Below are 16,660 nucleotides of genomic sequence, written 5' to 3'. Positions count from 1 at the left end.
TACCTCCAATCCCGCCCCGAAGCGATGCGAATGGATTCCGCGCCGGAACCCAATTTCCGCCGAACTGGTCCAATGAAAACAACTGCTCTGCAGGCAGTTTGCGCAATATCTGGACCTAGAAATCAACTGCCGATATTGCGGCATCAAAACTGCTGCGGCACAAAGTGTCTGGCGGCTAACGATTGGAAGGTCGCGGAGGGTGCCAGAGAATTCGCTTATATTCAAGCTCGACATCTTTCGGATTCTTCCGGGCACAACCGGGTTTCTACGAGCAGAGGTGATGTCGATGGCACGACCAATCATGAGGCGGCGCGAGCGAGTGCGCGTCGAGTTCGGTCTGTCGCCGCAGCTCGCTGAACGTGTGTACGACTACGCCTATGCCCAGGGCCTGACGTTGGCAGAGACTGGTGAACGTCTTCTCGCCCAAGCCCTTTCCAATGCCGCCGACTCGTCTGCCGACCCCGCCTAGCTGCGCCCCAGACACTTCGGGCGTCGAACCTGCAGGAGGTTCATCATGTAACCGCTGAGATAGGGCATCGCACCCAAAGCGGACCGAATCGGTTGGCGTATCCGACCCAAAAACGCCAAAAGCCGGGCTGGCACCCGGCTTCGACGTACACAAAGAGTTATCAGGCTCTTAGAACCCCCCGTAGGAGGGATAGGTGTATTCCAGCGTGTCTGCAAGCCTGTGTCAACAACCCGCGCCGCCGATGTCGCCACCGCGATCCAAGCCAGTCTCAGGACGCTCGTTCCGGTCGACGTTTGGTAGCCGCGATACCTGGTCCGGCATGGTTCACCGCAAGAACTCTGAGAATGCAGGTCGCCTGTGTAGGCAGTCCCCGCGCCGCAGCGCCGCAGCTGTATTTGGTGGTTGCTGATGGCGCGGTGGAAGAAGATGACCATCGCGCGCAGCACGCCGCGATGTGCCGAGTCGAAGCCGACCGAAGAAGCCTGCGCGAACGCACCGGTGAATACCAGCGTCACGGTGGCGCGCTCGTCGGTCAGGGAACTACCAGCGCTGCCGCCCACCGATGGGGACCGCCGGACGCGGCTACTCCGTCAGACGGTCGCAGCAGACAACCCTGAGATGGCGACGGCGGCAATTCAGGCGGCCGCGACCTTGAGATGCCAGCTGCCGTTCACCACGGCAGAGCAAGATCGCAAGACGGTGGGTCACATCGCGCGCTTCCTGGTGTGGGCGGCGTTTGGGGATGTCGTGGATCCGATCCGCGCATTCACCAGGGCCAACGTCGATGAGTATTTGAGGGTCACCGCAACGGAGAGCCGACGTACGCTCGATCAACGGCGCTACGTGCTTTACGGGACTGGCCGCCGTCTGCATCCTCGGCAGTTTCCGGTCGCACAACCGAAGAATGCGCCCCTACGGCAACACCACCCAGTTGCCAGCCGCTCAGAGATCGAACGCGCCCAAATGATCGTCCCGAGGCTGCCAATCCGACTTGGGCAGCGCGCTCAGGCCCTGATCGACCTCTGCTACGGGGCCGGCGCCCGGCCGGCGGACCTTCGCACGTTGAGGGGCACAGCGATCACCAGCCTGCCCGTTGACGGTCGGGCGGTCAGTGTTGTGACGCTGCCGAACCTGGGTGGGGGTGTGCGGGAAGTACCGGTCGTCGACCGCGAAATCGGCGGGCGCCTGCTGGGGCTGGCGGCCCGTGTCGGTGACCGGCTGGTACTCGCCCCTCATGCCGAGATCGCGGAGCGCAACATCGTCAACCGGATCAGCGAGCAGCTGCGCGCCCTAGGACATTCCGGCCTGGATCCGGTCGCATTGCGGAACCGGTGGGTCCTTGACCTGGCCGAACGGGTCCCGGCCCTCCTCCTACAGCAGCTGGCTGATCTCTACGAGCTGCGAATTCTTGGCGAGGAACGTTCGCTCGTGACCCAGTACAAGCTGCACCACAAAATCACCATCCTGACGGAGGCACAGCGATGATCCACACTCGCCCGCAATTGTGCCTGATCGCCGACGATATCTTCACCACCGCCTCCGAGGCGATCGCGAAGTCCGGTGCGGCACACACCATCGAGGCTGCTTGCCACGAATCGTCGCGAGGCGGTGGACGGAAGAACCGCGGAATCGAGTACACCGTGACGGCGGTGCTGGTGGCCCTGCTGGTCCGGTTCCTCATGGGACGCGACATAAGTCTGGTCGGCGCGATGGAGACAGTCGGCGAACTCAACGTTGACCAACTCGCTGCAGTTGGCATGGCGCGACAAGACGTCACAGCAATCCGTATCCAGACTGGCACCGAATACAAACGCTTTCATCGCTTCTGGAATCAGCGCCTGCTGCCGCTTGACCCTGATTTCGATCTGCCAGCCAGACGCATGACGAACGCCGAACATGAAGCGCGGTTGAACGCCCGCACCAATGACGAGCGACGACGCAGCGAGATAGCAGACCAACTGTTGACCACAGTGATCAACGATCTGCTCGCTGGTTCGATACGGGTAGCGGCGCCAGCCAATTGCGAGGGTGACCTCGTGGTTGATGAGACCATCATCGACACCGCCGCACCCGACGGAATGCTAGGCAGCCGACCCGACCGGTACAGGGGAGCCTCGTCGGTTGCACGGTACTGGGCTCGTGACAAACGCGGCCGAGTCAAGATACCCGGCGGTCCCGGCGAGACTAAATCCAGTGGATTCGGCGTAGGCGCTACCTTCGTCTCCAGAATCGGGCGCCGCGACGCGCTGCACTCCGAGCCGGCGCTGTTTGTGGGCATGGCAGTGCATGCTCCGACCAGTGGCAGTGTGCAGGGTCTGGCAATCGCCCTGCATCACGCGCGCCGTACAGGGGTCGATTGCCGGCGTGGCGGTCGACGCAGCCGCAGGCCTTCGCTGACCGCTGACATGGGCTACAACCCCAAGAGTGGGTTCGCCGAGCTCATGCTGGAAACCGGCTACTCGCCAGTGGTGCGCTACCCCAAACACTGGAATATCGAGTACCCCAGCGCGCTACCCCCTGGCGCTCCCGAGGGCCCCGTACCTGGCCCGCTGCAGTACGCCGGTGCGTTCTACTGCCCAGCGGTGCTGAAACGCATCCACGGGCATCGCACGCCCAGCACCCGGGAATTGCTGAGTGCGGACAACTTCGGTGCACACGACCGCCGGCTACAGAGCATCTACCCGTTCTTGATGGGGCTGCACTCGCGGCCAGCAATGGCAGATTGCCGATTCGGCCGACCACGCCTGAACGGCACGCCTCCGCAGCGCGTTAAACAGCGACAGGTCTGCCCAGCAGCACTCGGAACGGTCATGTGTCCGCTGAAGCCGGAGTCGATGCAGACCGAAACCCCGGGGCTGCCCCTGGCTGAACCGGAATGGCCGGCCGAGGCCATGGCATGCTGCTGCAACTCCAGCGTGACCGTCTACTTCACTCCAGACCAGCTCAGGATGGCCCAAGGCGACCTCATCCCTGGATCCTGGGAGCACACCCTCTACTACGAGGCTGCCAGGGCACTCACCGAGCAGCGATTCAACCTCCTCAAAACAAGGCACGTCGGAGGCCTCGCTTCGATGAAGACAGGACCGCGTCGAACACCGATGATCAAAATCTTGATCGCCCTGGCCGCGGTGACCGTCAACATCGGCGCCCAGCAGAACCACGACCCCAAAGCCACGCGGTCCGAAGCCATCGACATCCGGCTGCGCCAACTCGCCGAGGATCTTGGCTATCCGCCCACACCGATGCCGTCTCGCAGCTGACATCTCGGCACCCAGGTAGACGGGCTGAACTCCATCGTTCAGCCCGTCTACCTGCGCATACAGGCCAAAGTCTGTGGAATTCTGCGAGCGGATTCAACTTGGCACGGCAGAGAGCCTGCAGGAGGGGCCGAACTGCCAGAAAGAAATTCGGCAACCAGCGCTTTCGCTAGCTCCACACGTCCACCTACAGGTGTCCAGCCGCTGTCATGACGCTGGCGATCGGTGATCCGAAAAGGCAGTGGAAATTCTGCGGAAATCCAGTGGAATGACCCTTCAGAAAATGTGGCAGACCAGCACGGACGAACCGCTCACAGAGAGCGGTTCTACGAACTGCGACCACAAAGGTCACGAACTCATTTGAGTTCGTGACCTTTGTGCTTTGGCGGTTCTCCCGTCGGGAGTCAACTTCTCGGCGGTGGTCTTCCGAGGACGAATTCTGGTGCGCCGGTGATGATCCGGTCCGGCCTAGAATCAGGTAGTGAGCAGCCCGTTGATCGTTGACCCTGCGGCGTTGACGAGTACCGCTACCGCGTTCAATCAGGCAGGTGCGGGGCTGGCCGGTCTGGACGCCGATGGCCCGCTGGGGGAGGCCGCCGCGGCGGTGCCGCAGCTGGCGACCGCCGGTGCCTGCCGACAGGCGCAGGCCGCGGTCGCGGCCGACACCACGGCGGTGGCCGAAGCGGTCAATTCCTTTGGCAGCAACCTGGATAGCGCGGCGAGCCAGTATGAGGCGCAGGATCAGGCGTCGGCAGCCTCGATCAACAAGGTCGAGGTTCCGGGCGGTTAGTCCTTCAGCTGGTGAGTTCGGCGCGGATGTCCTGTTCGTCGGCGTTGTGGTCGCCGGCGTTGCGGCACTCGCCATAGATCTCTATGTAGCCGCGGTCGGGATGGTCGGGATTGGCCGCGACGATGGCCATCACCTCGCCCAGCTTCATGGACCGGCCGTGCGGCTTCTTCCCGGCTGGTGCGCCGTTGCTCCATCCGTCGGCGACCATGGCCGCGATGATGTCGTCAAGGTAGGCCTCTTTGGCGATGCCGGCCGGGAAGGTGAATCCCATCCCGACCTGCCCGCGGAACGGGGCGACTTCCTGATCGGTGCAGGAGTCGAATTCAAAGGTCGCGCCGCGCAGTTGCAGGCCGACCGCGTGGACCAGCCGTTTGGCCGGGTCCACTACCTGTGCGCGGGTCTGCTCGTCGCTCATCTGCGGTCCGTCGAGGTCGGCTGAACGCTCGGTTCCCATTGCGCATCCTCCTAGCAGTAGTACGGCGGCCACCGCGGCCGTTCCCAGCGCCATGATGCGGCGCGCACGGTCAGTACTGGTGGTCTTTGGTGACGGTGCCACGGTCGCCTTCCGGGTCGTTGATGGCTGGGGTGCCCGGGATGCGCGTGTCCCAATCGGGCAGGTCGATCGGTGGGAGTCCCGGCAGATCCAGTTTGTCGGGCAGGCCGATATGCGGCTGGCGGCGCCCCTCGGCGGTCAGCCCGTTGTCGGCCAGCGTCGAGGCCTCGCCGTTGGCGATGTCGGTCATGGCGCGCAACGATTCGCTGCCCACGTCGTAATAGCGGGAATGATCACCGAAGTCCGGAAGGCCGCTGCGCCCGGGCACTTCGGCGTCGAAGCGCACCGAGCCGAAGCCGTCGCCGGCGGGGTCACGGCCGAGCCCGGCCTCCGCACCCAGCGGGTAGTGGAGTTCGCGGTTGATGATGTCGGGGAGCGGGCCGGCCTGGCCCAGCCAGGACACCGGGTCGCTGGAGGAGGCGCCGACGTACACCTTGCCGTCCTCGGGCAGGTTGAAGTCCGCGGCACTGTGGGCCAGATCGGTTCCGGGGCTGCCGATCAGCACGGCGTTGTCGGCCTTCATGCCACTGCCGGCGAACGCGTCGGCCACCGTCGTGGCACCGTAGGAGTGCCCGATGACGGTGACGTTGGACCCGGCACCTTCATGCGTGGCGGCCAGCCCGTTGACATCTGCGGCCAGCAGATCACCGCCTGTTCTGGCCAGGTCGGGGGTGGCGATGCGGAGGTCGGTCGGACTGTCGGGGGCGTCGTAGCCCATCCAGGCGATCACCGATGTCGACTCGTCAGGGTTGCCCAGGCGCATCTGGTCATACAGGTTGGTCGCGTTGTCGCCTTCCAGCCAGCCGTCTTTGACGCTGCTGCCGGTACCGGGGACCACGACGGCGGTGTTCTGCGCCTTGTCCGGATTGCCGATCGCCACCGCGGCCTTGCCCTGGCCACCGAACGCCAGCGGATCGTAGGCCCACAACATCACCGGGCGGTCCTGCTTGCCTTCGGCGGCCATCTTGTCCAGACCCTTCTGGGTCTGCACGGCATTGCTGTAGCGGGTGGCATCCGCGGGCGTCAGCCCATAGTTGCCCGGGTTGGCCAGCACCTCGTCGGTGGACACCCCGTACTGGTTGGCGACATCGGTCACCCGGGCCAGATCATCGTGCAGGACAGCCTGGTTCACCGAATCGCGCACTTCGGCTGGGATCCCGTTGAGATTGCCCAAGTCCGCCGGGTGCTCGGCTACCAGCTGGCTCTTTTCGAACTGGCTCAGCGAATCCCACCACTTCTCGACATCCTCGGGGCTGGTCCCGGGCGCGGGAAGCCGGCGTGGATCACCGAGGGTGCCCGGCGGTGTCTCGGGTACCGGTCCGGCGATCGCCGTCTGGATGGCGGCCGCCGTCTGGGCGTCGATCTGAGCGAACGCCGCGAGCAGCTTCTTGATGATGGCCGTCCACGCCGGGGCCATCAGCCGCAGGATCAGCGGAAACAGCGGTGGGGTGGCGGTGCCGTCGTCGGAGATCTGCCAGCCGACCGCTCGCAACATCCCGACGGTGGCGAGCAGCCCGTTGCGGGTGAAAGCCATCTGTGTGCCACCGGCATTGAGCGCCTGCTGCAACGCGGACAACCGGGCCCGCAGCTCCTCCTGCCGGTTGAGGTTCTGCTCGGCCTTGATGATCGCGGCCGACGCCGCCTGGCCCTGCCACGACGCCCGCATCTGCGCCAGTGCTTGACGTTGCGCGGCCATCGTCGTGTCCAACGTGGCGATCTTGGTACCGAGGTCGGCGGCGGCAGCGACCAACTGCTCAGGTTGCGACGCCTGCACCGTCGACACCGTCACCGACAACTCCGCCCCCTATCTCTGCATGTGATCGTCGCACGGGAAGAGGAGCCACGCGCGCACCAATTTGAAGCTCGGAGGCCAGCGGATGACCTACTTGCGTTCCAACAGCTCCAGCAGATAGTCGCCGTACCCGGACTTGGGCAGTTCTCTCGCGCGCGCGGCCAGTTGGGCGTCGTCGATATAGCCCTCCCGCCACGCGATCTCCTCGGGGACACCGATTTTGAGCCCCTGGCGGCGTTCGATGGTGCGAACGTAATCACTGGCGTCCAACAACGAGTCGAAGGTGCCGGTGTCCAGCCACGCGGTACCGCGGGCCAGTACCTCGACGGAGAGCCGGCCCTGGCTCAGGTAGGTCTGATTGACCCCGGTGATCTCGTATTCGCCGCGGGCCGACTTACGCAGCGACCGGGCGATCTCGATGACGTCGTTGTCGTAGAAGTACAGCCCGGGCACGGCGTACTGGGATTTGGGGACGGCCGGCTTCTCCTCCAGCGACAGCGCTGACCCGTCCGAATCGAATTCGACGACGCCGTAGGCCGTCGGGTTCGCCACCCAGTACGCGAATATCGCTCCGCCGCTGACATTTCGGAACCGCCGCAGGCTTGTCCCCAGACCCGGGCCGTAGAAGACGTTGTCGCCCAGGACAAGTGCGACGGTATCGGTGCCGATGTGCTCGGCGCCGATGATGAAAGCCTGGGCCAGGCCCTCGGGCTTTTGTTGGACTGCGTAGGTCAGGTTGACGCCGAAGGCCGAACCGTCACCCAGAAGCCGGTGGAAGGCTGGGGCGTCGACCGGTGTGGTGATCATCAGGATGTCGCGAATGCCGGCCATGATCAGAGTGGACAGCGGGTAGTAGATGAGCGGCTTGTCGTACACCGGCAGCAGCTGCTTGCTGACACCCGTCGTGATCGGATGAAGTCGTGTGCCGGAACCGCCGGCCAAGATGATTCCGCGCACGCCTGCCTACACTCCGACGGGATTCAACCGGTTGCCATGGCCCAACACGCCCGTCACCATAGCGTGTGTGTCAGCGCGGGTCCGACGAATCGGACCGCCTCAGTGCAGTACATACGACGTCATCGACAACGACCCGTAGGTGTAGCCGGTGATCAGGGTGTCCACCGACCCACCGGAATCGGCTGCGGCACCGGCGAGCCCGGCGAAGTACAGCATCGGGATGAAGTGGTCGGGGGTGGGAACGGCGGCCGCGTAGTCCCGATGTGCCTCGAGGGTGAGGACATCGGCGGGGGAGTGGGTGAGTTGGCCGTGGGCGGCGTCGTCGAACCGCTTGGCCCAGGCGAAGCCGTCCTCGGGTTGGCCGGGGTCCATGCCGGCGAGGTTGTGCACGATGTTGCCGCTGCCCACGATCAGCACGCCGCGTTCACGCAGCGGTGTCAGCTTGGCGCCGAGATGCAGGTGGTACTCGGCCGGTTCGTTCGCGTTGATCGCCAGTTGCACAACAGGTATGGACGCGTCGGGGAAGGCGTGTACCAGCACCGACCAGGTGCCGTGGTCGATGCCCCAGCTGTCCACGTCGGCACCCACCCAGGTCGGCCTCACCACGTCGCTGATCTCCTCGGCCAGCTCGGGTAGCCCCGGCGCCGGGTACTGGACCTCGAACAGCTCGCGCGGGAATCCGTAGAAGTCGTGGATGGTGCGTGGGCGCGCCATCGCGGTGACCGCGGTGGCGTTGATGTACCAGTGCGCACTGATCACCAGGATCGCCCGCGGCCGCGGCACGGTCTGTCCGAAGCCGCTCCAGGCCGCGGTGAACCGGTTGGACTCCACAGCGTTCATCGGGCTGCCGTGGCCGATGAACGCTGCGGGCATGGGTCCGGTCATGCCGGGTTCTCCCAATGATCCATGCAGACCAGCTCTTCGACCGGGCGTCGTCGCACCGGCCCGTGGGAACCTCGAGGCCAGCCCACCACCACGTGGCCGGCCAACATCCAGTCCTCGGGCACCCCGACGGCCTCGCGCAGCAGTTGTTCACCGCCGTAGGACGCCCAGCTGGTCAGGCATGCGCCCAACCCCTGGGCGCGCGCCGCGAGCAGGAAGTTCTGCATTGCCGGAAAGATCGATCCGCCGAGCAGCAGCTCGGAGGCGGTGGGGAAGTGCTGCTGGGTGAACAGCACAGAGGTGAACTCGCCTGCCCGGTCGTGCAATTCGTAGGTGGCCCGGTTGGTCCTGGCGCGCCGGCTGGTGTCGTCCGCGGCGGGTCGGGTCATGCGGTAGACGGGTTCGATGACGGCCAGGGCCTGCGCCGCCGCCTTCGCGACGACTGCGCGCTGTTCGGCCGAGCGCAGTACGACGAACCGCCAGGCCTGGGCGTTGGCTCCCGACGGCGCCCACACCGCGGCCTGCAGGCAGCGGGTCAGCGTCGCGTCGTCGACCGGATCGGCGGTGAATCGTCGGATGGTCCGCGCGGTGGACATCACTTCCCACACGTCATCGCTGGCCGCCGAGCTGGCAGAAGGCATGTGCCGAACTTATGTCGTGGCGCGTCACCCCGTCGCATCGGCCCGGCTCGCCATGTGGCGGTGGCGCGGACCCCGCTGCGGTAGCGTTTCTGGGTGTGCAGGCCAGTGTGGGCCTCACACCTCAGGAGTTCGCGCTGTTCGAGCTGCCGGAGCAGGTGACATAGCGCTCATGTCCGGTGGGGATTTGGTGTTCTGATGCCCGATCTGTATCCCGTCGACGATCCCGACGACGAGGATCCCCGGCTGGCGCCGTTGCTGGCCTGGCGTCAGCAACTGGTCGATTCCGGCGCGGTCGCAGCCCGCAGTTTCAAAGAGGCCCATCTGCGGCTCGTGCTTCGGTCCGGGCGCACCGATGTTGAGCAGATCCGCGAGATGCTGCCGGGGTCGGTCGCCGAGCACGCCGACGAGATGGCCCGGTTACTCGCCGAGCTGGAAGCCCGAGCGCCCGGCAGTTCGCCGCAGAAGTCACCGTCAGCAGCCGGTGACGTGCACCCGATCGCGTTCCGCCACGGTGAGTCCCGCCCAGGGGTCGTCGAATTGAGTTGGCCGGACTATCAGGCCAATGGGGGAGTGGTGCTGTACCGGGTGGTCAGCGCCGAGGAACGGGCGCCCCGATCGTCGGAGAACGCCGATCTCGTCGCCGCGACGCCGTTGTCGGCAGCCAGCGACGACCGGCCGTTGACCGGGCCCGTGCGCTATTACCAGGTCTGGGTCATCACCGGGACGTCCCGCGCCGACGCCCTGAGCACCCGGCCGGTGCTATATGCCGGTGGGGTACTGGTCGCCCCGCCCGCGGAGGTGTCCATCGGAGAGGACAGCGGGCTGGTGATCGGGAAGTGGACGGCACCGCACGCGGTGAATTCCGTTCACGTGTACCGCATCCCGCTCGAGGAGGCCGACGGGTCCGCGATCGACGAGTCGCGCTACCGGATCCTGGCCGAAGGTGAGCACAGGACCGGTTTCGTCGACTCGGGGGCGGCCCGGGGTATGCGCTATCGCTACCGGGTGCGGTGCGCGGTCGACGTCGACGGGGGAGTGCAGCTGTCCGAGCCGGTCGACGCCGACGTCGACGTGTCAGCGGTGCTCGCCGCGGTCACCGACATCTCGGTGGACACGGCGTTCGACGGCGAGTCGTTCGACGTGTCCTGGGCGTCTCCCGGAGCGGAGGTGGCCCTCTATCTGAGCCAGACCGGTCCGAGCGCCGGTGGTGTCGCCACCGAACTTCCCGAGAACGCCCTCGAGCAGGTGGGATTGGCCCCAGACCTGCGGTTGCGGCTGCCGGTGGCCCAGCAGGCACAACTCGACGGCGGCAATCGCACGCTGATGAGCGGGGTGCCCTGGCCGCAGGGGTGGAGCCGGGCCTATGTGACGCCGGTGACGATCCTGGCCGGGCGGGCCGTGCTGGGCCGCACCGTGTCGGCGGTACACACCGGAGCCATCCGCGATGTCGAACTTGTCGAGTACTGCAACAAGCAGGTGCTGACATTCGAATGGCCGGCCGGCGCGGCCGGCGTGGTGGTGACCCTGGCACCCACGGGGCATGACCCTCGGACCGGCCTGACCGGAAGGTCCTTCGAGATCTCGCTGGAGGACTACGAGAAGTACGGCGGCATGCACCTGACCGGTGCGCTTCCGGTGGGCGGATGTTCACTGCACCTGGCGCCGGTGGCGTTCTCCGGTGGGCGACGGGTCACCGGACCGGTGGCCAGCGTCGAGTACCCGGGCATGTTGAGGCTGCAGTACGCGGTGCGGATCGGGCGCGACGCGGGCGGCTTTCCCACCACGGCCACCATCGCGGTGCGTTCGGAGTACGAGGTGCCGGGCTCGCCGGCGTTCGTTCTGGTCAACAATCCGCAGCGGATGCCCCTGAGTGTGCACGACGGTCAGCCGGTCGACGTCGCCCCACTGGACGCACAGGGGCAGCTGGCGGACCACCCGTCCAAGCATCTGGACTGGACGGCGGCGACGGCGACGGGTGCCGGTGAACTGTGGGCCGCCAACGTCAGTGGCCTGCACGGCTGGATCCGGCTGTTCCTCGATATCGCTGATCCGCTTCAGCTGCGCACGGTCGCACTGCTGGACCCGCCGGTGCAGACCTTGCAGCTCACCGCGACGGTGTTATGACGTCGCGTTACGGCCAACTCGCCTACACATCGTTCGATGCCGTCGGGACCGTCGGTGGCTGGCAGCTCAAGGAAACCAGCGGTGGGCTCACGCCCGCGGAGACGCAGGCGTTGATGGCCGGGGTGCATACGGTCTTCCGTCCGGTCGGGCAGACGCCTGATTTCCCCACCCCCGAGCAGCTCGAGCAGGGACCGCGTCGGCTGGCGTACCGCGATGTTCCTGACGGCGCCGGCTACTGGCACACCTTCCCGGCCGGGTCGGACAGTACGGGCCGCCCGGGCAACGTGTTCGCCCACGTGTTGTTGGATCGCGCGCCCGACACCCACCCACGCTGCCGGGCCATCCAGCGGTGGCGGTCACCGCACTGGCTCCAGCCCTACGGCGCAGCCGCGGTGGCCCGCGCCGAACTCCCCGGGGATCTGCCGCAACTGGGCGAGGCGGTGACCAAGGACAGTGTGGTCGCGTTCGCGCTGGATCCCACCACCTGGCGGTTGGCCACGCTGTTCGTGCTCTTGGATGCGGTGGCTGCGGCGCTGGGCGGTGGGCCGCCGGTGGTGCTGGGCGTGGAGTCCCCGGACGCGGCGGCGCAGTGGATCGGTTTGGTGAGTTTCCTGATGTCGCCGGGAACCGCGGCGAGGCTGAGCTTCTCCACGTTCGATCGTGCTGAGCAGGTTGCGTTGCACGGCGGTCAGGTGCTGAGCGCGGTGCCGATCGAGGATCTTCCGGCGATCGAACCGGGCGCGGTGGTGATCAGCGAATCCGGGACCGTGTCGCTGGGTGAGCTCGGCGGCGATCCGCACTGCACTGCGGGCGGGCACCGGATCGAGGTGACCCGGTGGTCGGTGATGGCCCAGGTGGTGCTGCTCGACATGGCCTCGGCGCGCGGTGTTCTCGATGACATCGACACGTTGTCCAGCCAGGTGCGCGATGACGGGCTGCATCCGGCCTGGCCGGTCGCGATGGCGGTGGCCGGGCGCCCGGAATTCGCCGACGCGCAGGCCGAGGCGCATGAGGTGATCGCCGCGTATTCCCCGGCGGGTGCGCTGGTCGGATCCGAGGCGGCCCACGTCATCGCCGATGTGCTCTCGGCCGCGGTAGGTGTGACCACGTCCGACGCCTGGCAGGCGCGGCATGAGTTGCCTGAAGGGGCCGGAGCAACGTATGCCGACGCCATCTACTTCGCCCGCGCCATCGCTGACGACGGCTGGATGGCCCAAGACGGACCAATCCCGTTGGGGCCGAGAATGTTTCACGGGAAACCAACACCTTCGTCGCTGCGGGCGGCCATCGGTCCGGCTCTGGACCGCGCACGGCAGCAAAGTGCCGACCGGTTGCTGAGGGTTGTTGACCTGCTGTTGCGGGCGGGGGTCGTCGATGACCGGTTGCAGGCGGCGCTGGTTGACGATGTGGTGCCCGGACTGGCTGATCCGGGGGTGCGGGGGTTGATCGGCGCCGCCGATCGGCTGTCGTTGGGCGTGTGGTTGCTGCGCAACGGTGACGCCGACGGCAGCACCATCGGCGACGACGTACTGGACTGGCTCGCCGAGGCCGGCCCGGTGCCCGATCCGGCCGAACTCGTGCACGCCCAGCCCTGGGATTCGGTGTGGATCCGCGCTGCGCTGCGCGGGGTGCGGTCGCGTCGGCACGGGGCCCGACACCCGGGTGATGCCGGGGCGCAGTTGTGGTGGCTGCGGGTGACCGATCCGGAGAATTTCGGCGCCGCCGCGGCGGCCTCGGTCTGGGATCCGTCGGATCTGCTGCTGGCCGTCGGCGCCGAACCGTTGCCGGGCCGGGCTGCGGTGCGCACGCTCGTGGGTGCCGCGGATTCGGCCGCGCTGCACGAGTTGGCCGCCAAGGTGATCAACGACAACGATGACGGCGACGGTGTGGTGGTGGCCTGCGCGGCGGTCCGCCACATCGAGCCCCGCGACTGGCTGCATCAGCGTTACCTGCACACCCACCAGAGCCCCTATACGCCGCTGTGGGATCAGGCACTGGCCGAGGTGGAACCGGAGTCGGTCCACCCGGATTTCTCGGTGCGGCTGCTGGCGTTCGCGCTGTTGGGCGTGCTCGCCGGGCAGCCCTATCCGCAGGTCTGCAACGCGTTGGCAGCCGAGACCGGTTGCGGCACACGGGCGGTGGACCGCGTACTACCGTTGGTCGACGGCGGCCAGTTGTCGCCGGTGACGGTGGTGGCGATCAGCCTGTTGCGCACCGCGGCAGCCGAGGCCACCGGCTATGCGCTTGCTCCGGTGGATCAGCTCGCGAGCACGCTGGCCGGGAAGCTGGCTGCCACGATGGGGAGCGCCGAGGCTGAATCCGTGGTGGTGTTGATGGCGCAGTTATCGGGTGATTCCTCTGAGGGGACGATGCGCGGGTACCGGAAGATGGTGAACAGGCTGGTGACACGGCGGGGCGAGCATCCGTCGTTGGCGGAGCGACTGAGGGGGAGCCGGGGCTGACATGAGTAAATGCCCGCGTTGCTTCACCTTGTTGAGTCCCAACAACCATCTGTGGACGCTGCCTGCCCAGGCCGGCGGTACCCGCTACCGCGACGACGTCGCCACCGCCTACGTGGGTGCGCCTGCCGATTGCGGTCCGCTCTACACCTGGACCCGAAGCCCCGGCTACAACGGTCCGCCGCCGCCGACGTCGGAGGCGGCCCGGGCACTGCAGGGCGCCGCGGTGGAGATCTGCCCGGTCTGCCACTTCACCCTCCCCGACGGCTTTCGGGAAGGCCACGCCATCTGCATCGCGCTGGCCGGCGCGCGGGCGACGGGCAAGAGTCTTTACATCGCCGTGCTGATCAAGCAGTTGGAATTGCTCTGCGAGCGGTTCGGTGTGGTGTTGGAACCGGTCACCCGGGCCACCGTCCAGAACTACGCCACCAACTACGAGGGGCCGCTGTATGTGCAGCGGGGCCTGTTGCCTCCCACCCCGACGGTGCATACCCAGGCACCGAATCAGCGTGAGCCCCTGGTGTTCTCGATCGGTGTCTGGCACGGCGTGCGCCGGTTCCTGGTACTGCGCGACGTGGCGGGTGAGGACCTGGAGAACGGTGACCTGCGCGCACCTCCCTTTCAGTTCTTCGGTCACGCCGACGCGGTGTTCTTCATGTTCGACCCGCTGCGGGTCAAGGCCATCCGCGATCAGTTGCAGGATCTGCTGCCGCCCCAGCCGTTCAGCGGTGGGGAGCCGCGTTCGGTCCTGGGCAATGTGCTGTCGGCGGTCAACCAGGGTCAGCCCAAGCTGGCGGTGATCCTGTCCAAGTTCGACGTGCTGCGGGCATTGCGCGACGTGCAGGGCGCGGAATGGGCGCTGGTCATGTCCAACGGAGGTGCGGCGTTCCTGCGGGACACCTCCGACGGCAAGCACTACGACGACGCCGACGGTCAACTGCTCGACCAGGAGGTGCGCAGCCTGCTGGCCCGCCTGCACGGCGGCTCGATCGTGGCGGCCGTGGAGAACCCGTCCGCGGGTGCGCGGCTGGCGAGCCGGTACTTCGCGGTGTCCGCTCTCGGACATCCGCCCACGGGAAACCGCTTGCATGCCAGGGGTATCGCGCCGTTCCGGTGCGTGGATCCGGTGCGTTGGGTGACTTCACAGTTCGGCGTGCTGTAGCAGGCCGATGGGGTTACCGACCGCGTTCGCGGGTGGCTGTGCGGCCGTGGCTATGGTGGGCTGACCGATCAGAAAGGTGACAGGTGGGCAAGAACGAGCGCACGAAGATCGTCATGGGCGATGACGAGATCGCCGAATTCATCGAACGCAGCCGGACCGCGACGATGGCCACGGTGCTGCCCAGCGGCCGCCCACACCTGGTCGCCATGTGGTACGCGGTGCTCGACGGTGAGATCTGGTTCGAGACGAAAGCCAAGTCGCAGAAGGCGGTCAACCTGCGTCGCGATCCGACGATCACGGTGATGATCGAGGACGGCGACACCTACAACACCCTGCGCGGGGTGTCGATCGACGGCACCGCCGAGATCGTCGACGATCCGGAAACCATTCTGCGCGTGGGCATCAGCGTGTGGGAGCGCTACACCGGCCCCTACACCGAGGAGATGCGCCCGTTCGTCGACCAGATGATGAACAACCGCATCGCGGTGCGGGTGGTGCCCAGCCGGCTGCGCAGCTGGGACCACCGCAAGCTCGGGCTGCCCGAGATGCCGGTGGGCGGCAGCACGGCCGAATACCTGAATTCCTAGCCTGCCGGGCGCGGCCGGGGCTTGAGTCGCCCGTTCGGCAAGGGCGGTGCGGGTAGCCGCGCGATCTTGCCGGTGTAGCCGCGCACATCACCGAAACGTGCATCGTTGCCCTGCCAGAGTTCACGGTAGGTCGCGATGTCGTCGTGGCTGCGGCCGACGAAGTTCCACCACATCACCAGTTCCTCGGTGAACGGTGGCCCGCCGAGCAGGAGTGCCCGGGCAGGGCCGCCGCCGTGGTTGGCCAATTGCAGCTGAGTACGCCCCGGGGCCTGGTAGCCGAGATCGGCGACCGCCAGCGTGGTGCCGCACACCTCGATCGCGCCGTGATCGAGCAGTACGCCGTGTTCGAACTCCGGATCGACGTCGAGGGTCAACTCGGCACCCGGCTCGAGGTCGATCTGCGCGCCCAGCAGCGGCGTGAAGGTGCGCACCGGCGAATGCGACTGGGCGAGCTCGCCGAGGAACACCCGGATGGTGGCGCCACCGACAGACCGGGGCGGCGGTGCGTAGTGCGCGAAGTCGCGGTCGGTGTCGCGGGCCGCATCGGGCAGGGCCACCCACAGCTGGACGCCGTGCAGGATCGGCGCCTGGGGCATTGAGACCTCCGAATGGCAGATCCCGGCGCCGGCCGTCATCAGGTTGAGCTCGCCCGGGCGGACCATGGCGTGGACCCCGGCGCTGTCGCGGTGTTCGATCAGGCCTTCGAAAAGCCAACTCACCGTTTGCAATCCGGTGTGGGGATGGGGCGGCACATCCATGCCTCTGCCGGTTCCTACGTCGTGGGGACCGTAGTGGTCGGCGAAACACCAGGCCCCGATCATGGATCGCTCGCGTTGCGGCAGGGTGCGCCGGACCAGGATTGCGCGCGGTCCGCCCAGCGGCACCTCGCGCGGGTGCAGCACCCCGGTGAACTCCGAGTTGGCGCACGTGACTTCGGCGGGCGCGGTATCGGTATTGCTCATGAACCTCACGGTAACCGTGTTCAGG

14 protein-coding genes are annotated in these 16,660 nt (G+C 66.7%); 8 read left to right on the top strand and 6 right to left on the bottom strand.

The features are described 5' to 3' along the window. The first annotated feature begins 286 nt into the window (after positions 1–286). From JOF57_RS24995 to JOF57_RS24980, 4 genes are all read left to right on the top strand, one after another. Positions 287–469, top strand: a complete 183-nt coding sequence (locus tag JOF57_RS24995) for a hypothetical protein (protein ID WP_209921532.1) — start codon at positions 287–289, stop codon at positions 467–469. Between the two features lie 618 nt (positions 470–1,087). Beyond that, positions 1,088–1,954: a hypothetical protein gene (locus JOF57_RS24990; RefSeq protein ID WP_209921529.1), complete on the top strand. Its 867-nt coding sequence runs from the start codon at positions 1,088–1,090 to the stop codon at positions 1,952–1,954. Continuing rightward, the gene (locus JOF57_RS24985; RefSeq protein ID WP_209921526.1) at positions 1,951–3,729 is read left to right on the top strand and encodes a hypothetical protein; all 1,779 of its coding nucleotides are present in this window, start codon (positions 1,951–1,953) and stop codon (positions 3,727–3,729) included. The genes JOF57_RS24990 and JOF57_RS24985 overlap by 4 nt, the downstream gene beginning before the upstream one ends. Positions 3,730–4,207: 478 nt before the next feature. Then, entirely contained in the window at positions 4,208–4,516 is a 309-nt protein-coding gene (locus JOF57_RS24980) for a type VII secretion target (RefSeq protein ID WP_209921523.1), read from the top strand. 4 nt (positions 4,517–4,520) lie between these two features. Here the strand turns inward: JOF57_RS24980 and JOF57_RS24975 are convergent, their stop codons facing one another. The 5 genes from JOF57_RS24975 to JOF57_RS24955 all read right to left on the bottom strand — a co-directional run bounded on the left by JOF57_RS24975 (position 4,521) and on the right by JOF57_RS24955 (position 9,341). Further along, positions 4,521–4,970: a lipoprotein LppJ family protein gene (locus JOF57_RS24975; protein WP_209921520.1), complete on the bottom strand. Its 450-nt coding sequence runs from the start codon at positions 4,968–4,970 to the stop codon at positions 4,521–4,523. A gap of 70 nt (positions 4,971–5,040) precedes the next feature. Next, on the bottom strand, positions 5,041–6,864 hold the full coding sequence (locus JOF57_RS24970) for an alpha/beta hydrolase (RefSeq protein WP_209921517.1): 1,824 nt from the start codon (positions 6,862–6,864) through the stop codon (positions 5,041–5,043). Positions 6,865–6,951: 87 nt separating this feature from the next. After that, the gene (gene rfbA / locus JOF57_RS24965) at positions 6,952–7,818 is read right to left on the bottom strand and encodes a glucose-1-phosphate thymidylyltransferase RfbA (protein ID WP_209921514.1); all 867 of its coding nucleotides are present in this window, start codon (positions 7,816–7,818) and stop codon (positions 6,952–6,954) included. A gap of 99 nt (positions 7,819–7,917) precedes the next feature. Further along, entirely contained in the window at positions 7,918–8,691 is a 774-nt protein-coding gene (ygiD, locus tag JOF57_RS24960) for a 4,5-DOPA-extradiol-dioxygenase (RefSeq protein ID WP_209923703.1), read from the bottom strand. A gap of 8 nt (positions 8,692–8,699) precedes the next feature. Further along, positions 8,700–9,341: a nitroreductase family protein gene (locus JOF57_RS24955; RefSeq protein ID WP_209921511.1), complete on the bottom strand. Its 642-nt coding sequence runs from the start codon at positions 9,339–9,341 to the stop codon at positions 8,700–8,702. A gap of 195 nt (positions 9,342–9,536) precedes the next feature. On the opposite strand from JOF57_RS24955, the gene JOF57_RS24950 reads away from it, so the two are divergent. The 4 genes from JOF57_RS24950 to JOF57_RS24935 all read left to right on the top strand — a co-directional run bounded on the left by JOF57_RS24950 (position 9,537) and on the right by JOF57_RS24935 (position 15,673). Then, entirely contained in the window at positions 9,537–11,465 is a 1,929-nt protein-coding gene (locus JOF57_RS24950) for a SaeA-related protein (protein ID WP_209921509.1), read from the top strand. Beyond that, entirely contained in the window at positions 11,462–13,927 is a 2,466-nt protein-coding gene (locus JOF57_RS24945) for a GAP1-N2 domain-containing protein (RefSeq protein ID WP_209921506.1), read from the top strand. Before JOF57_RS24950 ends, JOF57_RS24945 begins: the two co-directional genes overlap by 4 nt. Before the next feature lies 1 nt (position 13,928). Beyond that, the gene (locus tag JOF57_RS24940; RefSeq protein ID WP_209921501.1) at positions 13,929–15,086 is read left to right on the top strand and encodes a hypothetical protein; all 1,158 of its coding nucleotides are present in this window, start codon (positions 13,929–13,931) and stop codon (positions 15,084–15,086) included. A gap of 83 nt (positions 15,087–15,169) precedes the next feature. Beyond that, complete coding sequence (locus tag JOF57_RS24935) at positions 15,170–15,673, top strand: pyridoxamine 5'-phosphate oxidase family protein (RefSeq protein WP_209921498.1); 504 nt, start codon at positions 15,170–15,172, stop codon at positions 15,671–15,673. On the opposite strand, the gene JOF57_RS24930 is transcribed toward JOF57_RS24935, so the two are convergent. Continuing rightward, positions 15,670–16,635 (bottom strand): pirin family protein, encoded by a 966-nt coding sequence (locus JOF57_RS24930; protein WP_209921495.1) that lies wholly within the window; start codon positions 16,633–16,635, stop codon positions 15,670–15,672. The two genes, JOF57_RS24935 and JOF57_RS24930, sit on opposite strands and share 4 nt — an antisense overlap. Positions 16,636–16,660: the final 25 nt, after the last annotated feature.

Source organism: Mycolicibacterium lutetiense, assembly GCF_017876775.1.
Lineage (GTDB): Bacteria > Actinomycetota > Actinomycetes > Mycobacteriales > Mycobacteriaceae > Mycobacterium > Mycobacterium lutetiense.
The sequence above is the reverse complement of the archived record's forward strand: the minus strand, read 5'-3'. Positions and strand labels throughout refer to the sequence as shown.

Bases quoted from the DNA above. Each gene is read 5' to 3' on its own strand.
- JOF57_RS24945 (WP_209921506.1), top strand. From the start codon at position 11,462: ATGACGTCGCGTTACGGCCAACTCGCCTACACATCGTTCGATGCCGTC.
- JOF57_RS24940 (WP_209921501.1), top strand. From the start codon at position 13,929: ATGAGTAAATGCCCGCGTTGCTTCACCTTGTTGAGTCCCAACAACCAT.
- JOF57_RS24930 (WP_209921495.1), bottom strand. From the start codon at position 16,635: ATGAGCAATACCGATACCGCGCCCGCCGAAGTCACGTGCGCCAACTCG.
- JOF57_RS24975 (WP_209921520.1), bottom strand. From the start codon at position 4,970: ATGGGAACCGAGCGTTCAGCCGACCTCGACGGACCGCAGATGAGCGAC.
- ygiD (WP_209923703.1), bottom strand. From the start codon at position 8,691: ATGCCCGCAGCGTTCATCGGCCACGGCAGCCCGATGAACGCTGTGGAG.
- JOF57_RS24950 (WP_209921509.1), top strand. From the start codon at position 9,537: ATGCCCGATCTGTATCCCGTCGACGATCCCGACGACGAGGATCCCCGG.
- JOF57_RS24990 (WP_209921529.1), top strand. From the start codon at position 1,088: ATGGCGACGGCGGCAATTCAGGCGGCCGCGACCTTGAGATGCCAGCTG.
- JOF57_RS24985 (WP_209921526.1), top strand. From the start codon at position 1,951: ATGATCCACACTCGCCCGCAATTGTGCCTGATCGCCGACGATATCTTC.
- JOF57_RS24995 (WP_209921532.1), top strand. From the start codon at position 287: ATGGCACGACCAATCATGAGGCGGCGCGAGCGAGTGCGCGTCGAGTTC.
- JOF57_RS24955 (WP_209921511.1), bottom strand. From the start codon at position 9,341: ATGCCTTCTGCCAGCTCGGCGGCCAGCGATGACGTGTGGGAAGTGATG.